This window comes from Pantoea sp. PGP6 (assembly GCF_053474785.1).
Window position 1 is genome coordinate 1,457,383 of record NZ_JBQBMA010000001.1, and the last position, 21,480, is coordinate 1,478,862.

Annotated in this window: 23 protein-coding genes, 1 tRNA gene and 2 pseudogenes; 9 read left to right on the plus strand and 17 right to left on the minus strand. The window is 50.3% G+C overall.

What is annotated here, in order from left to right; all coding sequences use genetic code 11:
- Nucleotides 1-25: 25 nt before the first annotated feature.
- The gene (locus ACLIBF_RS06910) at nucleotides 26-202 is read right to left on the minus strand and encodes a hypothetical protein (protein WP_162836812.1); all 177 of its coding nucleotides are present in this window, start codon (nucleotides 200-202) and stop codon (nucleotides 26-28) included.
- A 150-nt stretch (nucleotides 203-352) separates the two neighbouring features.
- Entirely contained in the window at nucleotides 353-463 is a 111-nt protein-coding gene (locus ACLIBF_RS06915) for a response regulator (protein ID WP_193387668.1), read from the minus strand.
- A 180-nt stretch (nucleotides 464-643) separates the two neighbouring features.
- On the opposite strand from ACLIBF_RS06915, the gene apbE reads away from it, so the two are divergent.
- From apbE to ACLIBF_RS06930, 3 genes are all read left to right on the plus strand, one after another.
- Nucleotides 644-1,693: an FAD:protein FMN transferase ApbE gene (gene apbE / locus ACLIBF_RS06920; protein WP_031377244.1), complete on the plus strand. Its 1,050-nt coding sequence runs from the start codon at nucleotides 644-646 to the stop codon at nucleotides 1,691-1,693.
- On the plus strand, nucleotides 1,693-2,334 hold the full coding sequence (alkB, locus tag ACLIBF_RS06925; RefSeq protein ID WP_031377243.1) for a DNA oxidative demethylase AlkB: 642 nt from the start codon (nucleotides 1,693-1,695) through the stop codon (nucleotides 2,332-2,334). The genes apbE and alkB overlap by 1 nt, the downstream gene beginning before the upstream one ends.
- 96 nt (nucleotides 2,335-2,430) lie before the next feature.
- On the plus strand, nucleotides 2,431-4,083 hold the full coding sequence (locus ACLIBF_RS06930) for a multidrug ABC transporter permease/ATP-binding protein (protein WP_279810014.1): 1,653 nt from the start codon (nucleotides 2,431-2,433) through the stop codon (nucleotides 4,081-4,083).
- A 157-nt stretch (nucleotides 4,084-4,240) separates the two neighbouring features.
- On the opposite strand, the gene ACLIBF_RS06935 is transcribed toward ACLIBF_RS06930, so the two are convergent.
- A complete protein-coding gene (locus ACLIBF_RS06935; protein ID WP_279810015.1) occupies nucleotides 4,241-4,957 on the minus strand; it encodes a 4'-phosphopantetheinyl transferase family protein in 717 nt (238 codons plus the stop codon).
- Nucleotides 4,958-5,028: 71 nt separating this feature from the next.
- Nucleotides 5,029-5,232, minus strand: coding sequence for a hypothetical protein (locus ACLIBF_RS06940; protein ID WP_031377240.1), 204 nt, complete (start codon nucleotides 5,230-5,232; stop codon nucleotides 5,029-5,031).
- A 450-nt stretch (nucleotides 5,233-5,682) separates the two neighbouring features.
- Here ACLIBF_RS06940 and ACLIBF_RS06945 point away from each other — a divergent pair, with 450 nt between their 5' ends.
- The 3 genes from ACLIBF_RS06945 (at nucleotide 5,683) to ACLIBF_RS06955 (ending at nucleotide 7,568) form a co-directional block, all read left to right on the plus strand.
- Nucleotides 5,683-5,829 carry a hypothetical protein gene (locus ACLIBF_RS06945; protein WP_448309494.1) on the plus strand — a complete coding sequence of 49 codons (147 nt, stop codon included), beginning with the start codon at nucleotides 5,683-5,685 and terminating at the stop codon, nucleotides 5,827-5,829.
- Nucleotides 5,830-6,354: 525 nt separating this feature from the next.
- Nucleotides 6,355-7,299: a hypothetical protein gene (locus ACLIBF_RS06950; RefSeq protein ID WP_448309495.1), complete on the plus strand. Its 945-nt coding sequence runs from the start codon at nucleotides 6,355-6,357 to the stop codon at nucleotides 7,297-7,299.
- On the plus strand, nucleotides 7,296-7,568 hold the full coding sequence (locus ACLIBF_RS06955; RefSeq protein WP_128088276.1) for a hypothetical protein: 273 nt from the start codon (nucleotides 7,296-7,298) through the stop codon (nucleotides 7,566-7,568). The genes ACLIBF_RS06950 and ACLIBF_RS06955 overlap by 4 nt, the downstream gene beginning before the upstream one ends.
- 18 nt (nucleotides 7,569-7,586) lie before the next feature.
- Here ACLIBF_RS06955 and ACLIBF_RS06960 read toward each other — a convergent pair whose 3' ends face one another.
- A complete protein-coding gene (locus ACLIBF_RS06960) occupies nucleotides 7,587-7,913 on the minus strand; it encodes a hypothetical protein (RefSeq protein WP_279811425.1) in 327 nt (108 codons plus the stop codon).
- Nucleotides 7,914-8,100: 187 nt separating this feature from the next.
- Nucleotides 8,101-8,340 (minus strand): hypothetical protein, encoded by a 240-nt coding sequence (locus ACLIBF_RS06965; protein WP_448309496.1) that lies wholly within the window; start codon nucleotides 8,338-8,340, stop codon nucleotides 8,101-8,103.
- Between the two features lie 134 nt (nucleotides 8,341-8,474).
- Here ACLIBF_RS06965 and ACLIBF_RS06970 point away from each other — a divergent pair, with 134 nt between their 5' ends.
- Nucleotides 8,475-9,398 carry an IS5 family transposase gene (locus ACLIBF_RS06970; RefSeq protein ID WP_001118645.1) on the plus strand — a complete coding sequence of 308 codons (924 nt, stop codon included), beginning with the start codon at nucleotides 8,475-8,477 and terminating at the stop codon, nucleotides 9,396-9,398.
- 128 nt (nucleotides 9,399-9,526) lie between these two features.
- Here ACLIBF_RS06970 and ACLIBF_RS06975 read toward each other — a convergent pair whose 3' ends face one another.
- The 9 genes and pseudogenes from ACLIBF_RS06975 to ACLIBF_RS07015 all read right to left on the minus strand — a co-directional run bounded on the left by ACLIBF_RS06975 (nucleotide 9,527) and on the right by ACLIBF_RS07015 (nucleotide 17,104).
- Nucleotides 9,527-9,754 carry a DUF4755 domain-containing protein gene (locus ACLIBF_RS06975; protein ID WP_279811430.1) on the minus strand — a complete coding sequence of 76 codons (228 nt, stop codon included), beginning with the start codon at nucleotides 9,752-9,754 and terminating at the stop codon, nucleotides 9,527-9,529.
- A complete protein-coding gene (locus ACLIBF_RS06980; RefSeq protein ID WP_425029055.1) occupies nucleotides 9,741-10,031 on the minus strand; it encodes a DUF4755 domain-containing protein in 291 nt (96 codons plus the stop codon). Before ACLIBF_RS06980 ends, ACLIBF_RS06975 begins: the two co-directional genes overlap by 14 nt.
- A gap of 53 nt (nucleotides 10,032-10,084) precedes the next feature.
- Nucleotides 10,085-11,235, minus strand: a pseudogene (locus tag ACLIBF_RS06985) (IS3 family transposase); the annotation flags it as partial.
- 125 nt (nucleotides 11,236-11,360) lie between these two features.
- Nucleotides 11,361-12,092, minus strand: coding sequence for a hypothetical protein (locus ACLIBF_RS06990; protein WP_448309497.1), 732 nt, complete (start codon nucleotides 12,090-12,092; stop codon nucleotides 11,361-11,363).
- 120 nt (nucleotides 12,093-12,212) lie between these two features.
- On the minus strand, nucleotides 12,213-13,379 hold the full coding sequence (locus tag ACLIBF_RS06995; RefSeq protein ID WP_159223551.1) for a restriction endonuclease: 1,167 nt from the start codon (nucleotides 13,377-13,379) through the stop codon (nucleotides 12,213-12,215).
- A 104-nt stretch (nucleotides 13,380-13,483) separates the two neighbouring features.
- A pseudogene (locus ACLIBF_RS07000) lies at nucleotides 13,484-14,745 on the minus strand (integrase domain-containing protein).
- A gap of 204 nt (nucleotides 14,746-14,949) precedes the next feature.
- Nucleotides 14,950-15,026: transfer RNA gene (locus ACLIBF_RS07005), tRNA-Pro, on the minus strand.
- Nucleotides 15,027-15,099: 73 nt separating this feature from the next.
- Entirely contained in the window at nucleotides 15,100-16,854 is a 1,755-nt protein-coding gene (gene yejM / locus ACLIBF_RS07010) for an LPS biosynthesis-modulating metalloenzyme YejM (protein WP_031377239.1), read from the minus strand.
- Between the two features lie 22 nt (nucleotides 16,855-16,876).
- Entirely contained in the window at nucleotides 16,877-17,104 is a 228-nt protein-coding gene (locus tag ACLIBF_RS07015) for a YejL family protein (RefSeq protein ID WP_009089108.1), read from the minus strand.
- A gap of 158 nt (nucleotides 17,105-17,262) precedes the next feature.
- On the opposite strand from ACLIBF_RS07015, the gene yejK reads away from it, so the two are divergent.
- Nucleotides 17,263-18,267 carry a nucleoid-associated protein YejK gene (gene yejK / locus ACLIBF_RS07020; protein ID WP_069728977.1) on the plus strand — a complete coding sequence of 335 codons (1,005 nt, stop codon included), beginning with the start codon at nucleotides 17,263-17,265 and terminating at the stop codon, nucleotides 18,265-18,267.
- Nucleotides 18,268-18,379: 112 nt separating this feature from the next.
- Here the strand turns inward: yejK and rplY are convergent, their stop codons facing one another.
- Nucleotides 18,380-18,664: a 50S ribosomal protein L25 gene (rplY, locus tag ACLIBF_RS07025; protein ID WP_013358540.1), complete on the minus strand. Its 285-nt coding sequence runs from the start codon at nucleotides 18,662-18,664 to the stop codon at nucleotides 18,380-18,382.
- A gap of 176 nt (nucleotides 18,665-18,840) precedes the next feature.
- On the minus strand, nucleotides 18,841-20,595 hold the full coding sequence (locus tag ACLIBF_RS07030; protein WP_279810168.1) for a DEAD/DEAH box helicase: 1,755 nt from the start codon (nucleotides 20,593-20,595) through the stop codon (nucleotides 18,841-18,843).
- Nucleotides 20,596-20,750: 155 nt separating this feature from the next.
- Here ACLIBF_RS07030 and rsuA point away from each other — a divergent pair, with 155 nt between their 5' ends.
- Nucleotides 20,751-21,470, plus strand: coding sequence for a 16S rRNA pseudouridine(516) synthase RsuA (gene rsuA / locus ACLIBF_RS07035; protein ID WP_031377237.1), 720 nt, complete (start codon nucleotides 20,751-20,753; stop codon nucleotides 21,468-21,470).
- The last annotated feature ends 10 nt before the right edge of the window (nucleotides 21,471-21,480 follow it).

The window sequence follows — 21,480 nt, forward strand, 5'->3', positions numbered from 1 at the left end:
CAGCGCTGGCTGCGCACCTGAGTCATTAATCCTTTTCCTTTATCTCATCTGCCGTTCGCCACTTTTTCGCTTTCGCAACTGCCGTGACCGGTGAGACCACACTGCCAAATCGGGCACCTTCAAATGCCACGCCCGCCAGAGAAAAGGCTGAAAAGCTCAGCCACTGATGCCAGGCTGCCTGCAGGTTCTGTGACGTTTTCATTCTGCACCTCTCAGAGATAAACACTGTTTCAACAGTGCAGAATTCATGCCAGCTTTACCGCTCTGATAGCCACGGCCCTGCCGCCGCTTCTGGTAAACTTGCCGCGCACGCTGAGAGGGTCATTGCCCCGTTCAGGTGCAGCGCTGCGGGTTAATGGCGCGGCCGTGACAGCGCCATGTGACGATGGCGGCGCTGATGCCAGACTTTGTAGCTGCTGTAAATGAACAGGCCCAGGGCGATGGCAAGAATCACGTAGATCATCTGCTGCTCCTTAATTAAACCAAACCGTTAAACGTAAATCGCCCGGTTACGGGCGGATGCATAGTAGATGACCGGTTGATACTGGCGTCATTGACTGAAGGATTCAACCCTCTTTTACGCTCTTTACCAGCGATTTATGCTTTGTAGCAGGAATTGATAAATTTTTACAAGTGAGGATTAATGAGATATCAGATTAATCTGCTGTCTTTGCCGTTTGCCATCCTGTTGTTAGCCGGTTGTGATAAGCCAGCGGCGACGTCATCAATGGTGCTGGAAGGCAAAACCATGGGCACGGTCTGGCGGGTCAGCCTGGCCGACGTCGACAGTGGCCGCAAAGCTGCACTGCAGCAGCGCATTCAGCAGCAGCTCGACAGTGACGACGCCGAACTCTCTACCTGGAAGCCCGATTCGGTGCTGTCGCGCTTTAATCAGAGCCGTGCGCTGACGCCGCAGCCGGTCAGCGAGAATATGGCGGACATCGTCACGCTCGCCTTGCGCATTGGTGCTAAAACCGGAGGGGCGATGGATATCACCGTCGGACCGCTGGTCAATCTGTGGGGCTTTGGCCCGACAAAACAGCCGAGCCATACGCCGGATGAGGCGGAAATAGCGGCGGCCAAAGCGCAGACTGGTCTGCAGCATCTTCGGGTAGTGCAGGGCGCGGGTGGCCAGTGGCTGCAAAAGGATCTGCCTGGCTTGTATGTTGATCTCTCAACGGTAGGCGAGGGCTTTGCCACCGATCATCTGGCGCGCCTGATGGAGCAGCTGGGGATTAATAATTATTTGGTGTCGGTTGGCGGGGCAGTGCTGAGCCGCGGGCTTAACGCCCAGCACCAGCCGTGGCGGGTCGCCATTCAGAAGCCGACCGACCGTGAGAATGCGGTGCAGGCGCGGGTCGATCTACAGGGACACGGCATCAGCACCTCGGGCAGCTATCGCAACTATTATGAACTGGACGGCAAGCGCGTTTCTCACGTGATCGACCCGCTTACCGGCCGACCGATTGAGCATAAACTGGTTTCGGCTACCGTGATCGCGACCACCGCGCTGGAGGCCGACGGCTGGGATACTGGCCTGATGGTTCTGGGCAGTAAAAAAGCCAAAGCGCTGGCAATCCAGCAGCAGCTGGCGGTCTATCTGATCAGTAAAGAAGGCGATGGTTTTGTGAGCTGGATGTCACCGCAGTTTGCCGCCTTTTTGATTAAACCCGAGTCGACAGGAGCACCCTGATGTTAGATCTGTTTAGCGAAGAGCAACCGTGGCAGGAACCGCTGGCTGACGGCGCGGTGATCCTGCGCCGCCGGGCGCGCGATGAGGCTGAAGCGTTGTATCAGCAGATTCTGGCCATCGCCGACCAGAATCCGTTTGCGCATCGCATTACGCCGGGCGGTCACCGCATGTCGGTGGCGATGACCAACTGCGGCGACTTCGGCTGGTCAGTGGATTCACGCGGTTATCAGTATCAGCAGCAGGATAACCTCAACGGGCGCAAGTGGCCACCGATGCCGCCGCTGTTTCGCAGTCTGGCGCAGGCCGCAGCGCGTGAAGCGGGCTTTCCCGATTTTAACCCTGATGCCTGCCTGCTCAATCGCTATGAACCTGGCGCGAAGCTGACCCTGCATCAGGACAAAGATGAGAAAGATCTGCGTCAGCCTATCGTCTCGGTCTCGCTGGGATTACCGGCGGTATTCCAGTTTGGCGGTTTTGAACGTGGCGACACCACCCAGCGGGTGCTGCTGGAGCATGGCGATATTGTGGTGTGGGGCGGGCCGTCACGCCTGCGTTATCACGGCATCCTGCCGCTCAAGCCGGGCGTGCACCCGTTGGTCGGCGCGTGGCGCTATAACCTGACTTTCCGCCGCGCCTTTTAATTCACCATGCGGTGCGCGGCGCAGTGCGAATAACTATTGCTATCATTTTGCATCACATTACACTGCAGGCTGTTTTTTGACTGCTGGATTGCCTGCATGACGTTGTTAAGCGTTGTTTTTCGCCAGTTTCGCTGGCCTTTTATCGGGGTTATTGCGCTGACGCTGCTGAGCGCAGTGTTGGGTATTGGCATGATCGCCTTTATCAACCGCGAAATGATCGTCGCGATCAATACTTCCTATGCGGTACTGCCGCAGTTTCTGTTGCAGCTGGTGGTACTGATGGCGGTTACGCTGGCCTCCCAGTTGGCGCTGACGATGCTGGGCCATCAGTTTGTCTGGCGGATGCGCGGTGAATTTATCAAACGCATTCTTGATACCCGGGTGGAGCGGATTGAGCAACTCGGCAGCGCGCAACTGCTGGCGGGTCTGACCAGCGATGTGCGTGCCATTACCCTGGCCTTTGTGCGTCTGCCGGAGCTGATTCAGGGCGTCATCATCACTCTGGGTTCAGCGATCTATCTGGCCTGGCTGTCACCCAAAATGCTGCTGGTGACCAGCGGCTGGCTGGCCGTGACGCTGGTGGGTGGCTGGATGCTGGTGTCGCGCGTTTATCAGCACATGGCGAAGCTGCGTGAAATCGAAGATCACCTCTATCGTGACTACCAGACAGTGATTGACGGACGCAAAGAGTTGCAGCTTAACCGTGAGCGCGCCCGGCAGATCTATAAAAGCGTCTATCAGGAAGATGCCACCGCCTGGCGACACCATATTGTGCGGGCCGATACCTATCATCTCAGTGCGGTGAACTGGTCGAATATCATGACGCTGGGCGCCATCGGCATGGTCTTTTTTATGGCCAACAGCCTCGGCTGGGCCAACACGGCGGTGGCGGCGACTTTTTCCCTGACGCTGCTGTTTCTGCGCACGCCGCTGCTGTCGGCAGTCGGCGCTTTGCCCACCTTGCTCAGCGCGCAGGTGGCATTCCGCAAACTCAATGCCTTTGATCTGGTACCTTATCAGCCCGAATTCCACGCTTCTCCGTCCAAAGCTGACTGGCAGACGCTGGAGCTGCGGGATGTCTGTTTTCACTACGGTGAAAATGGCTTTAAGGTCGGCCCGATCAACCTGACCCTGCGCCGCGGTGAACTGGTGTTTCTGATTGGCGGCAATGGCAGCGGTAAATCTACCCTGGCGATGCTGCTGACCGGCCTGTATCAGCCGCAGTCCGGCAGTCTGCTGCTGGATGGTCAACCGATTGACGCTGACGGGCTCGATCACTGGCGTAAACACTTCTCGGCGGTATTCACTGATGTGCATCTGTTTGATCGGCTGATTAGCCACGAAGGCATTCCGGCGAACCCGGCGTTAGTGCAGCAGTGGCTGGAACGGCTGAAGATGCAGGACAAACTGAAGATCGAAGGTAATAAAGTGCTGAATCTGCAGCTCTCCAAAGGGCAGAGCAAACGGCTGGCACTGCTGCTGGCGGTGGCTGAAGAGCGGGATGTGCTGCTGCTGGATGAATGGGCCGCCGATCAGGACCCGCATTTCCGTCGTATCTTCTATCGTGAACTGCTGCCGTGGTTGCAGGCGGCCGGCAAAACGGTATTCGCCATCAGCCACGATGATCACTACTTTATTCACGCCGATCGACTGCTGGAGATGCGAGAAGGGCAACTGAGTGAACTGACCGGCAGCGAACGCGATCTGGCCACGCTGGACTCGGTAGAACGCACCGATACCGGGCTTTGATGCAGGCTGGCAAAGCTTAGCAAAAAGGCATATTGGCGGCCTGCGCGGCTACCACGTTATGCTGGAATTCAGCAGAGAGCAGGCTCTCTGCCATCCTGAAACTTCTTCTGTCGTCATGTGTTTACCCCGGCTAAGCCGCATTGCTTAGCCGGTTTTTTTATGCCTGCTGCATCAGCAGGGTAATCACCTGATCGTCCTGCCACAAAAACTGCGCCTGCAAGCGGGTCCCTGTTGTGAAGCGATCGCTGAAATGATGAGTGAGCTGTAAAGTGGCGCACTGACGCCGGAGATCGACCGTTTCCAGCGCCGCCTGCTGAAAATCCATCGGCTGATGCAACTGGGGCCACAGCGCCTTATAAAGTGATTCTTTCAGAGAAAACAGCAGAGTGGCGGCAGCGTTGAAGCTGATGGGCAGCGCCCGCAGCAGTTGCTGCTCCTGAGGATTCATCAGCAGGTCAGCGGTTTCATTGGCCGTTGTGTCTGACATCAACTGTTCGACATCCACGCCGACACCACCAGGCTGACAGGTTGCTGCCAGCACCACTACGCCTGCGCTGTGCGACAGCGAAGCCTGCACGCCGGCGGGCCAGCAGGGCGAACGATCGGCGGCGTTGGTCAGAATAAAATCATCAATACCGAGACGCGCCATCACACAGCGGGCCAGCAGCCGACTGGCGAGATATTCGGCACGGCGCTTATTTACCGCCCGCTGCAGGCGATCGGGCAGCGGTAGTCCCCATGCAACAGCAAGCGCATCACTGTAGTGTTGCGGATCAAAGCGGCTCACCGCCAGCCAGGGATCGCTGTCGCTCAGATGCTGAGAAAGGATAAAGCCGCCTGCAGGAGGCGGCAGCGGAACGTCGGGATAGCGCATGCGGTGCCGTAATCAAAGCCAAAAGGGCATTAAATCAGGCGTAGGAAGCCGGGGCAAGCCGACCGCAGGGATCAGTCGTTCGGGGGAATGGCAAAACTTTTCAGTGAAACGACAAAATGGTGGTGACCTTTGCTGATGCGAGCGCCGCGGTCGCACCAGTGGCTCGCCAGACGAAAGAAATCGTCGCTGCCAATGTCGTACGCCAGTTCCACTTTGCTAATGCCTGAATGCAATAATGCTTCTGCATCCTTCAGGCTTTTCGCTTTGATCGCCATAAAAATTATCCATCAATTTCAGGGGAGTCCAGAGTAGGCAATTTCTGTGACATTTTTGTTTCAGTTTGATGAATTGGCGTCGCGTTGTGCTTATTTTGTGAGGCAGACTGGATTTCGCTGCAACAGGTAACTGCCTGAAAGCGTGCAGGATGTTGTCTGGCTGAACGGGAGGTTATGCGGGATGAGCCGGGCGATCGGGCGACATCTGACAGAGCTTAGCGGCAACCGCCATAGAAAAGGCCGCGTCTGGCGCGGCCTTAGTGGGTTACTTCTTGTCTGGCGGTGTTTGTTGCTTATCGCCGGACTCTGGTGCTTCGGTTGGATCGTCTTTTTCGATTACTGTCATGAACTCTCCTATCGTTACCCACACGCTTTTTAGTATAGATCGGAATCCTCAGAGCGCGAGCTACGTGACCGTTTGATGACAAAAACGCGGCTATTTCGCTTTGCGTGACGTTTTTGCCGCGCCTGAATGCGGCAGAGCAGAACACTGTCCTGCGCCACGCCACGCCACGCCACGCCACGCCACGCCGCTTCTGCTTTATTGCTGACCAGCCAGGTAGTCGTGCCGCATCCTGCCCACAGCGGCAACTGTGACAAAAGTGGCGCTGTACAGCTTCAGGTGATCACCACCCTAACCAAAATCAACATGATCATTTCGGGGGCCGTTCAGCAAGGGCGGCGATCATCGCGCATTTTGCGGAACAGGTTCTGTGCGGTGCCGGCTTGAGGTCAGTTCAGCGGACAGCAACGCACTATGTCTTCTGTTCCGGTATCTGAATATTATAATCAAATAAATTCTGATATTCTTTAATGGCTACTGCTAAATTGAATGGTATAGAATTATTATGACTGCCTTTTGTTTGCCTTCTTATATTTAATATCAATTATCATTACATTTCCCTCTGATTTTAATATTTTTATTATTGAGGATTGGGTGGGGTTTTTAATTTAAATCATTGTTTTAATGCTGTCAGCTTTTAATAAATGTTTAAAAAATAAATGATAAGTGGATATCTCTTCTTGAATCAGATCAAACAAACATGATAAACAAAACTACTGGATAATGCAGTATTCAAGAGTTATTCTGCAGGCAGCTTAACATATAACTGAGGATAGAGAATGGAAGTTATCCCTAGCGATATACAGTCAAGGCTACAACTAGTCATCTCGAAAGCGGCAGTGCTCTTACCATCTGACGTAGGTCAACAGCTTCTTGCTATGGTCACCCCCTCAGCATTAGCAACTATGGCGGGGGTAATCATGGTTTGGGCTGGTGCGCACTTTTTTGGGATTGGTGAAATCGCTGATTTAGTGCTTCTCATTGTAGGTTGGGTAGCAGTAGGAGGCGTAGCGCTTGAAGCGGCTAAGAAGTTGTTTGATTTTGCAACGAAGACTAACGCAGCTCGTAGCGAAGGAGATCTTGACGTTGCTGCTAAGGATTTAGCAGACGCGATCACTCTGATAGGCGTTAATACTGTCCTCGCACTTCTTTTAAAGAAGAAGCCTGGTGATACATTTAAAACTCCTTTCAGGGGAGTAAAAATGCCTAGGTACAGCAGCGATATTGGAAGGAAAATGAACCTGCCTCGCAATGGAGGCTGGCGTTATACTCCTAAGATAAAAATCACAAAGCATAGTGACGTCGTTCAGGGACGCACAAAACCCTGGGGGGACGTAGAAGTAGGACGCAACTACTATCCTGGTGCAATGTCGAAAGAAGACGCATATTTGCAGATGCTTTCAACTCTTTATCATGAACAGGTACACATGGCAATTGCGCCTAAGTTCTATTTATTAAGAGAACTTAGGGTTTTCATGAGACAAAGCGCATATAATAAATCATATATATTACGATATCTGGAAGAGTCACTTGCTGAAACTATTGGCTTATTAAGAGCCAGAGGGATGAGTAGAGGATATATCATTGAAGGCTTCAAATTCCCTCTTGGAAATACTTACGAAATTACATATACATTATTGCGGCATGAAACCGCAGGTATTCTTTTGGGGCCAGTAGTGGTTGGAGGGTTGATGTATAATGTTTGGTATGGAGTTCAGCAATGATATCGGAAAATAAAGCTGTTGAAATTGCCAAAGAATATGCAAGGGTAACAGGTCATGGTTGGGACGAACGTTTTCATGAGGCTGTTAGATCGTCTTTTGATGGTAAATCTGTTTGGGTTATTTCAACCTCAGATTTGAAATTTTCTGAAGATCTTCCATGGATGATGGAAAACATGCCTAATCCAATTAAATATTATATAGATGTCTTTAGTGGTGAATGTATTGCTGTAGGGGGAAGAGGTAGTGCGATTCTTCGATTAAATAAATGAAAATATTCATTAGCGATTTTATAAAACATGAGAGTGTTTTCTCAAAAAATTAAATGCTTTGTATGCAGGCTTCAAAGGAATAAAAGTATACAGAATTGTGAAGCCTGCTAACAGAGTTATCGAATAAGATACAATGTTTTCTTGTGTACCACTGCGAATGGTATAAATGAGTCCTGCGAGAAGGATTGCTATTAATATCATTGCAACTATGAATCTTTTCTTTAACTGTGAAAGGAGCCAGGGATAAGGATAACCGTCTTTCTCAGCATGCTGACGTATCACAGAGACTTCTTTTGGTGTAAATCCCTCTTTTACAAGAATTTCTTCGATTTGCATTTTTTTCATAATAAGCGTCATTCATTTGTCTTACGATAGTATGATTGTAAATCATTACCTAAGCCCTATACAAACCGAACAGACCTTTGAAAGGCTTCTGGTTTTTTTTGAATGGTTTCCTGGTGCTAACACTTGCGCATAAAATATGTGCTTTGAAATTTCGTTGAAAAATGAGCTTGTTAATTATTGGATTCAATTAAGGTGATACTTTCCAGTTTCCATCACTCTTCGTAAATTTGAATTCAGCTACGGTTTGCTTTTCGCCCATGAAGGATAGTGTTATATCGGTATTTACTTTGCAGAGGTATGTACCTTTGGCCTCTGATTCCTTACAGGAAACCTTCTCAGCTTTGTTCAGAGTCGTGAGCATGTCTTTGCTGTTCTCACCGAAACGTTGCTTGGCTTGCTGGTTTGTATGGTCAATGTTGTCCTGCATAGCTTTCTGGATTTCGGAAGAAGAGGGTTTGCTGTCGCAACCAGTGAGCAAAACTGAGGCTTTGTTGAATAAATCGAACTTTTGCTGAGTTGAAGGATCAGATCACGCATCCTCCCGACAACACAGACCATTCCGTGGCAAAGCAAAAGTTCAGAATCACCAACTGGTCCACCTACAACAAAGCTCTCATCAACCGTGGCTCCCTCACTTTCTGGCTGGATGATGAGGCGATTCAGGCCTGGTATGAGTCGGCAACGCCTTCATCACGAGGAAGGCCCCAGCGCTATTCTGATCTCGCCATCACCACCGTTCTGGTGATTAAACGCGTATTCCGGCTGACCCTGCGGGCTGCGCAGGGTTTTATTGATTCCATTTTTGCCCTGATGAACGTTCCGTTGCGCTGCCCGGATTACACCAGTGTCAGTAAGCGGGCAAAGTCGGTTAATGTCAGTTTCAAAACGTCCACCCGGGGTGAAATCGCACACCTGGTGATTGATTCCACCGGGCTGAAGGTCTTTGGTGAAGGCGAATGGAAAGTCAGAAAGCACGGCAAAGAGCGCCGTCGTATCTGGCGAAAGTTGCATCTTGCTGTTGACAGCAACACACATGAAGTTGTCTGTGCAGACCTGTCGCTGAATAACGTCACGGACTCAGAAGCCTTCCCGGGCCTTATCCGGCAGACTCACAGAAAAATCAGGGCAGCCGCGGCAGACGGGGCTTACGATACCCGGCTCTGTCACGATGAACTGCGCCGCAAAAAAATCAGCGCGCTTATTCCTCCCCGAAAAGGAGCAGGTTACTGGCCCGGTGAGTACGCAGACCGCAACCGTGCCGTTGCTAATCAGCGGCTGAGCGGAAGCAATGCACGGTGGAAATGGACAACGGAATATAACCGTCGCTCGATAGCGGAAACGGCAATGTACAGAATGAAGCAGTTGTTGGGAGATTCACTGACGCTGCGTGACTACGATGGTCAGGTAGCGGAAGCTATGGCCATGGTGCGTGCGTTGAACAGGATGACAAAGGCTGGGATGCCAGAAAGCGTGCGTATTGCCTGAAAATCCAGCCAGCTACAGGGTCGTTCGCAAGAAATCTTATTTATTCAACAAAGCCCAAAACTGACAAAGACAGGACTACAACTGTTGAAATTTTATTCATTTCTTAATCCTTTATTTGATATTGATAATTATTGTGTTGCTGTGGTTTTGTTGAGTGTCTGATCAAAAATTTCACGCCACTGCTTTAATTGCATTTCCGTATCACGGATCCCGCGTTCATGGTGAAACCGGCTTTTACGGGGGTGAAATTTGATCTGCCATTCCGGGCATTCAATATCTTTTACTTGGATAAAGAACCCTGAGTTTTCGGAATTTTTAAGGCGGGTAGGGTTGTTTTGACCTTTAGCTCCTGCCATACCGACTAAATCGAAAAGCTACGATTTCACCTCCAACGGCTAAGTGATATCGCCAGCCTTTGACGTCACTAAACTTGTAAGCTTTCTTGCGCTTACCAGCTTCAAGCGTCATAAGCTCACGATTCGTATCAATGGTCATTTTGCTGTCCTGAAATTCATTGCTCCACAATCTGTTGTCATTGACGTTCAGCAGGTCGATAGTTGAGGCGTTTGCTCTTTTGTGTGTGTACGACACATATGCCGTAAGGAGTAAGAAGAATGCAGGTAATGTCCACATGAACAGGAACCCTGCAGTGTCTTTTGGATTTGAATCAGTCAGTATTGTAGTGGTCAACAAAAACTGGCCACGGCTTTAGAGTTTTTCCAGAACAATCTTTCTGATTCATTCGGCGTCAAACCACCATTATATTGATGGGGTCTGAGCTGGCTGTAATATCCTGTGATGTAATTCGTTATTGCCGTGCTGGCCTGGCTAAAATTCGCGTAGCCATTATCCGGTACCCACTCTGTTTTCAGGCTTCTGAAGAACCGTTCCATTGGGCTGTTATCCCAGCAATTTCCCCGGCGACTCAGGCTTTGCTTTATCTGATATCTCCACAGTAATTGTCTGAAATTCCTGCTGGTATAGTGGCTGCCTTGATCCGGGTGATACAGTAAATTAGCCGGCTTTCCTCGCGCTTCCCAGGCCATGGACAGCGCTTTAACTGTCAGTGCAGAATCCGGGAAAAATGACATAGCCCAGCCAACCGGTTTACGGGAAAAAAGATCAAGCACTACGGCCAGATAAGCCCAGCGTTTACCCGTCCAGATATAAGTCACATCACCGCACCAGACCTGATTAGGCTCGGTTACAGCAAACTGGCGTTCCGGATAATTGGGGATCTCAACGTGTTCCTTAGACACCTTCTTATACCTATGGCCAGGCTGCTGACAACTGATGAGACGAAGCTCTTTCATCAGCTTTGTTGCCCGCCAGCGGCTAAGTTTTACACCTTTGTTCGTGACCATCGCTGCAATATTACGTGCGCCTGCGGAGCCGTTACTTTCGCGATAACTTTCACGAACAAGACTGAGTAATGTCACTCGCGTGGCATCAGGCTTTTTTGGTTGCCGCCAGTATTTATAGCTGCTGCGATGAACCCCAAACACATTGCACACAACGGCAACGGGAAACCGCGCCCTGAGTTTCTCAACTAATGAGAACTGTTCAGGGAGTCTGACATCAGGAGCGCGGTAGCCTTTTTTAATATATCTCTTTCCATTTCAACGCGTTGAACTCTTTTCTTTAGCTCACGTATCTCAATCTGCTCAGGTGTCATGGGTGAAGCTATGGGTGATTTTCCCGCTCGCTCATCTTTCAGTTGTCGAACCCATTTGTCCATCGTGGATTTGCCGACATTCATCGCAGTGGCAGCGGCGGCAACGGTGTAGTGCTGATCGAGTACAAGCTGAGCAGCTTTGAGGCGAAACTCGGGGCTAAAGTGGCCAAATTTACTATGCCACTACACTTCAATTGTTTCCTGAATGATAGTCTTTATCCTGGATATCCTTCTAGATACTCTCCTGCTATTAAATTTTAATTGAGGTTTAAAGATATAATGATTCATTACTCTGACCGATGTATTTTGTTAGGAGAACTCTTTTTTCGCTGTTTTGCCAGTGCTAGAATGTTTTTTAAGTATTCAAAATGATTGATGATCTTTTTCATTACAATGGCTCCAAGGGAAATCCCAAGAAGAAAAAACAAACCTAATATCGAAATTATATTAGCAACATCAGAGTCGAATAATCCTTTAAATAAAATATTGCCTATTTTTTCAAATCCACCCAGAGATTGTACAGCAGAGTATGATAATCCTAAAATAGATATAATGGCAGTTTTAGTACCAAAGAAATCTGATATACGTGCTTTAAATCGTTCAATTTTAAGATTTAACCAATATGTTGCATATTCCAACTCGGGAATAGAATAGTGATCGAGTTGTTCAACATTCTTCTCATCGTGATTGATTTCTATTTGAAAGTCGTTTAAAACTTCCTTCCGCATATTAAAGAAGAATTTCATATCAGCGACTATAGGTGTTGATAAGCATATAATTCCAAAGATATGATTCATTATAAGTAGCAATAAAGCGTAAATTTCTACGCTCTTTTTATCAATATTAAAAGTTAAGCATAGAATAATTAGTGCCCCCAACAGCAGAAGGCATAGAAGGCATCCAAGCAAAGAGTAGTTTTGTATTTTTATTGAGGTTTTTTTCTTGGATTTTATCAACGCAAATGGAGTATGTGATTCCATTTTACTAAGAATGCTAACTATCTGATTAACTCTATTCATTTTGTTCTCGCACGACTAAATTTAGATGTTATTGATCTAGGCAATCTATCTTCACTGATTTAAATCAGAACGCAATACATAATTAACAGTGACGATTTTTTAATGTTTGAAGATTTAAAATCATTTAAATTCTTCTATTATTTTTTGATTATAGTCTTCTAAATATTTTTGTAATTCATTTCTGTCAATTAAACGTACTTTTGCTGATTCTGCAAGTTCTTTAGCCGAATTGGTAAAATATGAGTTCGTAATAACCATTGCTTCGTCACATGAGTAAAATGCCTTAGCGGAGATAGCTTGTTGTACTGCTGAATTACCAACTGAGCCAGAGTAGTTTTTTGCCTGGATAACAATATTTTTGTCAAAGCGAGTGACAAATAGATCTGCACCTTGATCTTGGGTTCTCTTGGTTTCTTTAACATCATACCCAAGAGTCTGGAAAATTTTGACTAAGAAGTTTTCAAATTCAAAACCATTCATTGAATCCACTGAGTACATATTAACATATTTATCGGGATTGAAGTGCTCAAGGCGTGTAGCCAATCTTTCGACTAAAATGTCAAAGTATATAGTTTCACAGATTGATATATATTTTCTAACATTATCAATCGATATTAATGGTGTGCCTGGAGTGTTTTGAGCATTCTCATTGAAATCTAATGCAGAGAAGGTTATTTTATTGTTCCAGACATAATATAGAAATAAAGAGAGATCTGCTCTAAAGGTTGTTCCTGCTTCTTCAATCCATGATTTTAAAGATTCTGTGAGTGTAGGTTTGATATGCCTTTTGATCTCATTCGCAAATCCACTATATAAAGCGTTGAATGATGTGGTAAGTAAAAGCTTGTCCAAAAGCATTGGCAGCTCTTCTAACTCATCAAAGCCCTTCCGAACAAGTACTTCGCGAAACAAAACAAAATCAGAGTAGGTACTTTTATCTTCTGTCAGATTATTCTCTGAACGCTTATCATGTGAAAATTTTGTCGTGTAAATAAAATTTGTGAAGTAAGGATCCTTAAACGTTGCATATTTATCTAGAACATTTTGAAGTAGACTATTGAGTTGGGATTGCTCTTTCTTTTTCCCGAACAGGTCTTTTATAACTCCTTTTGACTGATATTGAAATTCTGGATAAAAAGAAGGGTTAAGAGGTATCATTTCTTCTGAGGTTATGGGGATGTGTGTTTTTGTACCCCATGATTTTGTTGGCGTTGGAACTCCGCCAGAACACCATGGGCAAATAATTTCAAAAGATGTCTTACTGCATGAATAACATTGATAAATCATTAGGCTATTTCCTTTTTAAATTATTAGGCTTAGTCACGGTCTTTGGATCTTAAGGTTTAGTTGCTACTCTTTTAGTTGAGTATAATAGTAGATGCAAATACTTTTCATAGTTTCACGTCATGGTAATGATTTACTGAATCATTTTCCAATCCTGATGAAAAGCTATAGTTGCCACTTGCTGATTGTTCAACATGCCTAACCCACCAAGCCATCATTTCTCTTCGTTTATCAAGATACTGAGAACGGTTATAAGCTCTCCTGACCTCATTGGTATCAATGTGAGCCAGTGCTGCTTCAATGACGTCAGGTTGAAATCCCTTCTCGTTGAGAACAGTTGAGGCTATGGATCTCATACCATGCGCAACAAGGATATCTTTGAAGCCCATACGTTTCAGCGCCATGTTTGCCGTCTGACTGTTCATTGGTTCCAGGGGATTGCGGTAACCGGGAAAAACGTGTGGTCTATGCTGGCTGATTGGCTTCATAACTTCTAGCACAGCAAATGCCTGTTCAGACAGCGGAACAATATGCATGCGTTTCATTTTCATGCGCCCAGCAGGAATATGCCATTCCTTTGTCTCGAAGTTGATCTCATCCCAGCGAGTCATCGCCGCTTCTGCCGGTCATGTCATTGTAAGGAGCTGCCATTCGAGGAGACAACGCGTCTGTCTTCCAATACTCGCAAATGCGAGATTCTTCATAAGCAGAGGTAGCTGTTCAGGTAAGAGAGCGGGGCGGTGTTTTACTTTTGGCTTATGAATGTCTTACCGATTTTTGCCGCTGGGTTTCAAGTGACTAAGCCAGAGTTCAAAGCGTAATCCATAACCTCATTAATATGCTGACTTAGCCTTTTAACAGTTTCGAGTCTTCCTGCTGCATGAGTTGGGTTTAGGGATCCAATGAATTGTTGGGCAGTAATGCTTGAAATAGGTATAGAGCCAATATGTGGGAACACATATTTACTCATTGAACGCCAGATATCGTTAAGAGTGTGAGTTGCTAATCCGGCTGCCTCTTTGGTCTTAGACCACTCAGCTGCAAATTTTTCAAACGTACTTTCACTCACATTCTTCTGACGAAGTCGCTCTGCCATTTTGTGCTCTTGAGGCTCGACGTCTTTGCTGAGAAGAGCGCGGGCTGATTCACGATTTGGCAGGCTTCAGAAAGCGAAGCGGAAGGGTATGAACCGAAGCTGAGCATGGCCCGTTTACGGGTGAAGGGTTGGTAATAACGAAACCGCCAGAGTTTTGAGTCTCCGTGAGTACCTGCAGTTCCAGATCGTCCCGTCATAAAGAACCAGTGATCGTCCAGCAGCTTTGACGTTCTTCACTTCTGTATTCTTTAGGGACTTGGTCTGTGTTGCCATAAGCAGTCTCCATTCTGTTCCCTGGAAGGCTTAGGCATATCAAAAAGCAGTCTTAGAAACGTATGCCCATGGGTATGCCTGAATCAGGTGGATTCCACAGTATCAATCAGGATTTCACTAGACAAAAGAAAAAAGCAGGTTTCAACAACCTACTGTTTCTTATAGATTTCTCTGGACATTACAAGACAAAACGTTGGGAGAATTTGGTCGGCACGAGAGGATTTGAACCTCCGACCCCGGACACCCCATGACCGTGCGCTACCAGGCTGCGCTACGTGCCGAACTCTGGACAATCAGTCTACTGGTTCTCGCCATGAATGCAAGACGCCAGCCAACTATTTGCCTCATTATTAATCAGTTAGCGATAAATCGCTTCTCTTCCGTCAGCACCTGTAACAGCAACGCCAGCTCCGGTTTATGATCTTTTAACGCCTTGCCCTGCGCATCATAGGCACGGTAGCTGCCGTTATTGTTCAACACCAGCGTAACCTGCGGCGTGGTAATCACCAGCTTGTTCTCTTCGCTGCTGGCAACCCAGTCGTGACGACGGCGCGCGGCAAACAGATCTTCACCCTGTGAATAGTTAACCGGGTTGGTGCGGACATGCAGCAGGCGCTGCATCAGCGTTGCCATCACATCCTGATGGTCAGAAAGACGATCCACCGTTTGCGCAGGGGTATCTGGCCAGTGAATCACCAGCGGCACCTGCAGGGTTTCGCGATTACCGGCGCTGTCAGGATTCCCTTCCAGCGCCAGTCCACGCTGGGCGGTAATCACCACCACGGTATTTTTCAGCAAATCACGCGCCTGCAGCGTGTTAAGCACCGCGCTAATCTGCTCATCAACCGCCGGTGCCTGACGCAGATAGCTGCGCTGACGTGCTTTCGCGTTGTCACCGGTGACGTTCGGGCCATTCAGCGCCACCCACGAGAACCACGGATTGCTGGCATCGTGCTGTCTGTCCAGCCAGTTCTGCCACTGGGTGACGGTGCTGGCATTCGGCTGACTGTTGCTGGCAGGCAACGAGTAGTCGGTCAGCAGCGCCTGGCGATAGAGTGGGGGATTAAACCCTTCTGACGAGAACAGGCCAAACTGATAGCCCTGGGTGCTGAGCGCACCAAGCAGGGCGGACGGCGTGCGGGACGCCAGTATTCCGTTCATGTAGCTGGAAGAGATACCGTAAAACAGGCCAAACAGCCCTTTTTCCGGCGTATCACCGGCGCTGTAGTGCTGGGTAAAGCGCACATTTTCACTGGCAAACTGATTCAGCTGAGGCAGTGCTTTTGCCAGCGTGGCGTTGTTCAGGCCATCGACGGTCAGCACCAGCAGGTTATTGCGGGTCCCGGCGTCGCGGAAGGTAATCTCACTCAGCGGGTATTCAACCGACACCGCTTCCGGATCGCCTTGCTGTACCAGACGGCGCTGATACTCCTGCGCATCCAGTAAGCCGTGTCGCTCAAGGAAGCGACGGGCGGTCATCGGATAGGAGAGCGGCAGGTTAGCGCGCTGCATGGTGATCGGGCGATAGAAGTTGGCATCGGCCCAGATATACATCAGATGGCTGGCAAAGAAGGCGCTGATAAACAGCGCAGCAACCGGTTTACCAAATGAACGGCGATTGAGGCTGCGCAGCTTCTGCCAGCTCCAGGTGGCAAACAGCATCTGGACCAGGAAGATCAGTGGCACGCTGATAAACATCAGCTGCCAGTCACGTGCCATCTCGCTCTGGTCGGGGTTGATCACCAGCTCCCACACCACCGGATTGAGGTGCAGGTGGAAGCGGCTGAATACCGCACTGTCGACCATCACCAGCGTCAGCCCGGCGGTGGCGACCACCGCCGAGATCACCCGCAACAGCCGTTGCGACATCACCACAAAGGTTAGCGGGAAGATGATCAGCAGATAGGCGGCAAAGACGATAAAACTGAAGTGGCCAACCCAGCTGCTATAGGCGTAGATACGCCCCGCCAGCGAAGAAGGCCAGTCAGCGACCAACAGGTAGCGACTGCCTAAAATCAGCGCGAAAAGGATGTTAAACAGAGCAAACCAGTGCCCCCAACTGATCATCTGGGAGACTTTTTCGCGGTAGCGCTGCCGGTTGGTTACCATATTATGAGATCAAATCAGCAAATTAATGGGCGTTATCGTCACGTACCGACGCCTGCAAGGCATCAGCGAAAGATCGGGCCAGTGAACGACGTTGCGCAGGGGCGACATCGCTGTTTATCAGGTTGGTCACCATGTTTCCCAGTACCATCAGGGAGAGATCGGTCGGGGCTTTGTCCTTTTGCAGGATTTGGGCCATTTCCGCGAGGAGTTGTTCCACGCGTTCATCACTGTAACGGGAAGATTGTGGCATATCGTTATCTGAGCTCATTTCAAAAGGCGATATATTACCGGAACAGCGACCTTTTTTCCGCAATTTTATCGAAAGCGCACTGTTCGCTTTACGCATTGAGTTGAAAGCCGATGCCGGCGGTGTTTGAATACGCGCCTGTGCTAAAAGGAGAGTCTACCATGAGTCTGGATATCGACCAGATTGCCCTGCATCAGTTAATTAAACGCGATGAAAACCAGCTTGAACTGGTGCTACGCGATTCGCTGTTACCCGCCACCAACACGGTTAACGCCATGGTGGAGGAGCTGCACCGGGTTTACAGCGCGAAAAGCAAAGCCTATGGCCTGTTTACCCCAGAGAGTGAACTGGCGGACGCGCTGCGTAATTGTCGCCAGGGCAACGATGATTTTCTCGCTTTTAGCCGCGCGGCCACCGGTCGCCTGCGCGATGAGCTGGCAAAATATCCGTTTGCCGAAGGCGGTGTGGTGCTGTTTGTTCACTATCGCTATCTGGCCGTGGATTATCTGCTGATTGCGGTGCTCAACAGCCAGTCGAGCATGCGGGTTAACGAGCAGATGGACATCAGCAGTACCCATTATCTCGACATTAATCATGCCGATATTGTGGCGCGTATCGACCTGACCGAATGGGAAACTAACCCGGAATCAACCCGTTACCTGACCTTCCTGCGTGGCCGCGTCGGACGTAAAGTGGCTGACTTCTTTATGGATTTCCTCGGTGCTGAGGTGGGCTTAGACACCAAAGCGCAGAACCGCGGTCTGTTACAGGCGGTGGATGATTACTGCAGCGAGTCGAATCTCGATAAGCAGGAGCGTCAGAACTACCGTCAGCAGGTCTACAGCTACTGCAACGAGCAGTTGCAGGCGGGTGAAGAAATTGCGCTGGAAGATCTGTCGGGCGAGCTGCCGCCGCTGGGCGAAAAAACCTTCCAGACGTTTACCCAGGAACAGGGTTACGAGCTGGAAGAGAGTTTCCCGGCCGACCGCAGCACGCTGCGGCAGTTAACCAAATTTGCCGGCAGCGGCGGGGGACTGACGCTGAATTTTGATGCAATGCTGTTAGGTGAGCGCATTTTCTGGGATCCGGCCACCGATACCCTGACCATCAAAGGCACGCCGCCGAACCTGCGCGATCAGCTTCAGCGCCGGACCAGCAGCAAATAAAAAAGCCGGGCTGAGCCCGGCTTTACCTGCGCGCCACCGTTTTCACCTGGCAGCGCCAAAAGAAAAGGGCCGGTTTCGCAACCGGCCCTTCTGCTTTCAACGAAGCTCGCGATTAAGCGCGAACGAAGTCGATGTGAAACAGTTTTGGCTTGAACGGGTGACGCTGAACAGCCTGAACTTTCACTTTGGTTTCTTTACCGTCAACAGACAGGGTCAGCACTTCGTCGTAGAAACCTGGCTTAGCTTGCAGGTTCATTACGGAGTCGTGATCCAGGTCGATGGCAACAGCCGCTTCAGAACCACCGTAGATGATGGCCGGGAAACGGTTTGCTGTACGCAGGCGGCGGCTCGCACCCTTACCCTGCTCTTTACGTTCTACTGCATTGATAGTGAGCATTAATATATCTCTTTATTTAATTCCTGCTACAGGCGACCCAGTAACAGGCAGGTTATTCAATACCGCTGATGCACATGCAAAAGCGGGCGGCAGTATAGCCGTTATGCCAGGTGGTAGCAAACGATATACCCGCCAGCCGGGTTCGGTATCCGGTTAGCCGGACCCGATAGCGCTCATTAGCGCAGCTCATTGGCGCGACGGAAGCGCCCCTGATAGTCAAACATCTTCTCGCGGATCTGCCAGAACTGGCCTTTGGCCCGCGCTACCACAAAATCGGGATGGCGCAGTAACGGCTGCAGCGTCAGCACGTCGGCCGCGGTTTGCCAGCCAAGCGGCACGCCCGGCGCACGCTGGTGTGGGCGCATAAACAGCTGCTCAAACGCCTTGCGCTGGGCTGGCGTCTGCAGGCGGAAACGTTCGCTGACGCTGGTGCCTTCCTCATCGTAATAGGTCGCTTTCAGCCATTCACCTTTGGCATCGCGGCCCTGTTCCAGCGTCATTCCGCCGCAGCGCAGCACCAGCGCATCTTTTAATTTCAGCGCGGCCTTCAGCATGTCGTCCGGATCGACCAGAATTTTGTCGCACTGGTGACAGCGTCGGGCGGCGATATCATTTTCTGCACCGCAGTCGGGGCAGCTTTTGAAGCGGAAGCGGAAGTCGCACTGCTCGCGCTCACCGTCGTCATCTTCCAGCACACCCTGACAGCGGCGGCCAAAATGCTCAATCACCATGCCGTCGGCGGTGGCTTTGCCCCAGAAGGTATTGGCAAAGCCGCAGGCAGGGCAGAACACCTGTACCGGCTGATTATCACTGGCACCTTTGGGCGCGCCCACTTCCGGGGTAAACAGGTCGTGCGGGTTACCGGCGTAATCAAGGATCAGGCAATCGGTTTTGCCCGGCGACAGCCGCAGGCCGCGGCCCACAATCTGCTGATACAGGCTGACCGATTCGGTCGGGCGCAGAATGGCGATCAGATCAACGTGTGGCGCATCAAAACCGGTCGTCAGCACCGCCACGTTAACCAGAAACTTCAGCTGCTGCGCCTTAAACGCCACAATCAGCGCATCGCGCTCTTTGGCCGGGGTCTCCGCTGATATCAGGGCGCTGTTGTCGGGTAACAGTTGCAGAATTTCACGCGCGTGCTCGACCGTAGAGGCAAATATCATCACGCCGTGTCGATCTTCTGCGAACTCGACAATCTGACGGATGATATGCGGCGTAACGCGCTGCTGCTGTTTCAGTTCGCGGTTGAGATCGGCTTCACTGAACAGGCCGTTGGACTGTGCCGTCAGGCGGCTGAAATCATACTGCACCACCGGCATATCGAGCCGCTCCGGCGGCACCAGAAACTGATGTTTAATCATGTAGCGCAGCGGCAGCTCGTAAATACAGTCACGAAACAGCGCCTTTTCATCGCCGCGAACCATGCCGTGGTAGTGAAACTGGTAAATCCAGCCCTTACCGAGCCGGAACGGGGTGGCGGTCAGGCCGAGCAACCGCAACTGCGGATTGTGCTGCCGCAGATGGTTAAAAATCTGCTGATACTGGCTCTCTTTGTCATCGCCAATGCGGTGGCACTCATCGACAATCACCAGTGAAAAGGCGCTGTCGAACTGGTCCAGGTTGCGGGCGACCGACTGCACGCTACCAAACACCACTTTACGCTGACTCTCTTTTCGCTGCAGGCCGGCGGCAAAGATATCGGCTTCCAGCCCGTAGGCCTGATATTTACTGTGATTCTGCGCTACCAGTTCTTTCACGTGCGCCAGCACCAGCACCCGGCCGCGTGCCAGCCGGGCCAGCTCGGCAATCACCAGACTTTTTCCGGCACCGGTCGGCAGCACAATAACCGCAGGGTGGTGATGACGACGGAAATGCGCAACGGTGGCATTGACCGCGTCCTGTTGATAGGGGCGTAAGGTAAAAGACATGGCTATCACTTTTGGCAAACTGAGGGTAATTATGCCACGAAAGCGCGGTAAACGCGCTGTCAGGCGGGCGCGGATCACGCTATACTTCCCGTACATTTTCAACGGTTAACCAGGCCGTTTCAGGTTCCCTCCGCAGTAACAGGCAAAACGAATTCATGCGACTCGACAAATTCATCTCTCAGCAACTGGAAATCAGCCGTGCCATCGCCCATCGCGAGATCCGTGGCCAGCGTGTCACCGTCAACGGTGAAGTGGTGCGCGACACCGCCTTCAAACTGCTGCCCGACCACGAGGTCGAATATGACGGCAACGTACTGCAGATGCAGACCGGGCCACGCTACTTCATGCTGAATAAGCCGCAGGGTTACGTCTGTTCAACCGACGACCCCGATCATCCGACCATTATCTATTTTATCGAAGAGCCGATGGCATTCAAACTGCACGCCGCCGGTCGTCTCGACATTGATACCACCGGGCTGGTGCTGCTGACGGATGACGGCCAGTGGTCACACCGCATTACCTCGCCGCGCCATCACTGCGAAAAAACCTATCGGGTGACGCTGGAGTCGCCGGTCAGCGACGATACCGCCGCGCAGTTTACGGCCGGCGTGCAGCTGCACAATGAAAAAAGCCTGACTAAACCGGCGCAGCTGGAGGTGATTACCCCAACAGAGGTACTGCTGACCCTGAGCGAAGGGCGTTACCATCAGGTGAAACGGATGTTTGCTGCCGTCGGTAATCGGGTCGTGGGCCTGCATCGCGAGCGAATCGGTGATATTTCGCTGGATACAGATCTGGAACCGGGTGAATACCGGCCGTTGACCGCCGAAGAGATCGCCAGTATCGGCGTGCCGAAAGAGCTGCAGGCAAAATAACAGAGCAGGC